Annotated in this window: 3 protein-coding genes; 2 read left to right on the forward strand and 1 reads right to left on the reverse strand. The window is 46.3% G+C overall.

Annotation, left to right across the window (positions count from 1 at the left end; all coding sequences use genetic code 11):
* Positions 1 to 1892 (forward strand): alkyl sulfatase dimerization domain-containing protein (locus B7Y67_RS12720; RefSeq protein WP_293598966.1); only part of this gene is annotated, 1892 nt, incomplete at its 5' end.
* Positions 1893 to 1980: 88 nt separating this feature from the next.
* On the opposite strand, the gene B7Y67_RS12725 is transcribed toward B7Y67_RS12720, so the two are convergent.
* Complete coding sequence (locus B7Y67_RS12725) at positions 1981 to 3195, reverse strand: CaiB/BaiF CoA-transferase family protein (protein WP_293598967.1); 1215 nt, start codon at positions 3193 to 3195, stop codon at positions 1981 to 1983.
* A 113-nt stretch (positions 3196 to 3308) separates the two neighbouring features.
* Between B7Y67_RS12725 and B7Y67_RS12730 the strand changes: the two genes are divergently transcribed.
* A partial coding sequence (locus tag B7Y67_RS12730; RefSeq protein WP_293598968.1) for an enoyl-CoA hydratase-related protein occupies positions 3309 to 3746 on the forward strand: 438 nt, incomplete at its 3' end.

Consider the following 3746-nt stretch of genomic DNA (forward strand, 5'->3'; position numbering starts at 1 on the left):
AAGAATCCAAGAGAGGATTTATTGCTGCCCCTGCTTATAAAACCATCATGGCAGATGCAGGTAACGTAGCCTGGGATATGGGTAGCTATGAGTTCTTATTGCAGGGCAAGGATTTTGATAGCGTTCATCCATCTTTACAGCGCCAAGCCATTCTCAATATGGGTTATGGTCTCTATGAAGTCGTCCCAGGAAAGATTTATCAAGTACGCGGCTTTGACTTATCCAATATTAGTTTTGTTAAAACCAATACCGGTTGGATTGTCTTTGATCCACTGACCTCCAAAGAGACTGCAAGAGCAGCTTTGGAATTAGTTAACGAGAAGCTAGGTAAGCGTCCAGTTGTTGCGGTGGTGTATTCCCACTCCCATGCCGATCACTTTGGCGGTGTGCGTGGCGTGGTTGATGAGGCTGATGTAAAGAGCGGAAAGGTGAAGATCATTGCTCCGGCTGGCTTTATGGATCATGCTGTTGCAGAGAACGTATACGCAGGCAATGCCATGACACGCCGTCTGTATTTTCAGTACGGTGTTTTATTGCCACGCAGCCCATTTGGTCACGTTGATCAATCCATTGGTAAAAATACAGCCGCAGGCAATCTCGGCTTAATTGAACCTACCATTCTCATTAATGAGCCATTTGAAAAAATGACAGTAGATGGCGTGGAGATGGAATTTCAAAATACGCCAGGTACAGAGGCTCCGGCTGAGATGAATACTTATTTCCCGCAGATGAAGGCATTCTGGGCTGCTGAAAATATTACCGGCACCATTCATAACATCTATACCTTGCGTGGTGCTTTAGTGCGCGATGCCTTGGCATGGTCTAAGAATATTAATAATGCCCTATATCGCTATGGCACTGAGGCGCAAGTCATGTTTGCCTCCCATTCATGGCCACGCTGGGGCAATGATCGCGTGCAGGAAGTCATGCGTACTCAGCGCGATAGTTACGCCCACTTGAATAATGAAGTTCTGCATTTGGCGAACAATGGCGTCACGATCAATGAAGTGCATAACGTTTACAAGCAGCCAGAGAGCTTAAAGTCTCAGTGGGCAGCGCATAGCTACCATGGCTCAGAGGAGCACAACAGTCGTGCGGTGATCAATCGTTACCTAGGTTACTGGGATGCTAATCCTGCTACTTTGATTCCCTTATCACCAAAAGATTCTGCACCGCTGTATGTCGAGATGATGGGTGGTGCCGGCAAGATCATGGCAAAGGGTAAGCAGCTCTATAAACAAGGTAAATACCGTGAAGCAATGGAGATCGTGAATAAATTGGTTTATGCAGAACCAAACAACACAGCAGCTAAAGATTTGCTAGCAGATATTTTTGAACAAATTGGTTATCAAAAAGAAAGTCCAAGTGTGCGTAATAGTTTCTTGGGCGCTGCCTACGAACTTCGTCATGGTATGCCTTCTGGAGCATCGCCAAAGACTAATGGCCCTGACATGATCAGAGCAATGACTACTGAGTTGTGGCTCAATGCCTTAGCGATCAGCATGGATAGCAAAAAAGCTGCCGGCATGAAGTTCACTATTAATCTCGACACCCCAGATAATGGTGAAAAGTTTGTAATCGAGATGAGTAATTCTGCGCTAACTAATATCAAAGGCTATCAGGATAAAAACCCCAACCTGACTATCATCGTGAACCGTAGCGACTTAGAGAAAGTCATGGGCGGTCAAACTACCTTTGAAAAACTCCAAGCCGAAGGAAAAGCTAAATTTGAGGGTGATCGCAAAGCATTTGATCAATTGCGAAGCACGATGACAACCTTTACTCCAGACTTTGAGCTGATGCCTGGAACAAAATCTAAAAAAGCCCCACCTGCTCAACCAATCAAAGACCCATTTGAGGCTCCTCCAATCGCCAATTCAGATGGTGCCTAATGAAGTCCCGTTGTGTTTAGGTCGCTGATTAAGTAATAGAGAATGGGCTCCTGGGAGCCTATTTCTTTTATCTGAATGCGTTGGTAACTCAGGCTGCGAAAGCGCCGCCATCTTCTAGTGATTTCAGTTCATCACCGGCAATACCCAATTCCTGAAGCACCTCATTGGTGTGCTCCCCAAGCAGTGGGGGATGTCTAGATACCTGCTGTGGAGTCCCCATCATCTTGACTGCGAATCCAATGTTCGGAACCTTGCCTTCAATTGGATGATCGATTTCCATACGCATCTTGCGATGCTTGCCATGCTCGCTATCAAACGCCTGAGGATAAGTATTAATTGGCCCAGCTGGGATGCCAGCCGCTAGCAGGAGATCAACCCACTCTTCACTGGTTTTAGTAACGAAAGTCTTTTCAAGTTCAGCCGCTAGTATTAAGCGATTGGCTAAACGGAGTGGGTTGGTTCTGAACAGTGGGTCTTCAAATAATTCAGGGCGCCCAATTTTGTCGCAGAGCAGTTTCCATAGTTTTTGATTAGTAGCACCCATGACAAAGTAGCCGTCAGAGGCCTTCATGGCCTGATAGGGTGCGCTCATATGATTGGCAGTACCAAGCTTGTAGGGTTCAACACCAGTTCCCCAGTACTGGGCTGTATCCCAGATGGAGAATGCCAGCGCAGAATCAAATAGAGATGCGTCAATGAATTGACCCTCACCGGATTTAATTTTAGCAATGTAAGCAGACAGAATTCCATAGACTGCAAAGAGGGCGCAACCAATATCGGCAACAGGCACACCAGCTTTTACTGGAGGACCATCTGGATAGCCGGTAACACTCATGACGCCAGACATGGCCTGTGCCATCAAATCAAAACCTGGGCGGTCAGCCCATGGACCTGTTTGACCAAATCCAGAGATGCTAGCGTAGACCAAACCTGGGTTGATATCTTTGAGTGTTTGGTAATCGATGCCGAGTTTTTTCATAACCCCAGGTCGATAGTTTTCTACCAAGATGTCTGCAGTCTTCACTAATTCAAAGAAGACTTTTTTGCCAGCGTCAGTTTTCAGATTGAGAGTAACGCTACGTTTATTACGATTCATATTCAGAAAGCCCATGCTATCTGAACCTTTCATCTTGAATCCCATGGCGCCACGAGTTTGGTCACCTGTACCTGGAGGTTCAATTTTGATGACATCTGCACCCAGGTCGGCAAGCAACATACAGCAGTAGGGGCCCGCCATGACTTGACTCACATCAAGCACTCGAACTCCTGCCAGTGGCAGGGGTTTGCTATTTGAAGCGTTCATTTTGTCTCAATTATTTTTATGTTTAGAATAAAGTGCTAATAATAGCCATCAATATAAAACAAATAGAGAGACCTTGTTGTGCACCTACTTACTGGGCTTCATTGATCAATTTCATGGCTAATACCAAAGCTTCCAAAACGCCGTCACTTGCCGAAGTTCATTTAGAGCTTCGTAATGGTATGGCATTGATTACCTTTGATCATGTAGCTGCGCGCAATGCCATGACTGCCCAGATGTATCAAAGCCTAAAGACCATTTGCCAAGATCTGACCAAGAACTCTGCAGTGCGGGTGGTGATTCTGCGTGGTGCTGGTGGTAAATCTTTTGTATCTGGTAGTGACATTGCCCAGTTCGCCAGCTTTACATCTGGTGAGGATGGTATTCGCTATGAGGAAGGAATTGACGACTACCTCGCTCCATTAGCCATGTTGCCTATGCCCACCATCGCTGTCATTGATGGGATGGCAGTCGGCGGCGGACTTGCTATCGCGAGTTGCTGTGACTTTCGCATCTCTACGCCAGATGCGCGCTTTGGAGTCCCTATTGCCAAA

This window comes from Polynucleobacter sp. 35-46-11, assembly GCF_002281105.1.

Excerpts from the sequence above, each read along its gene's own strand:
- B7Y67_RS12725 (WP_293598967.1), bottom strand. The coding sequence starts at position 3,195 with ATGAACGCTTCAAATAGCAAACCCCTGCCACTGGCAGGAGTTCGAGTG.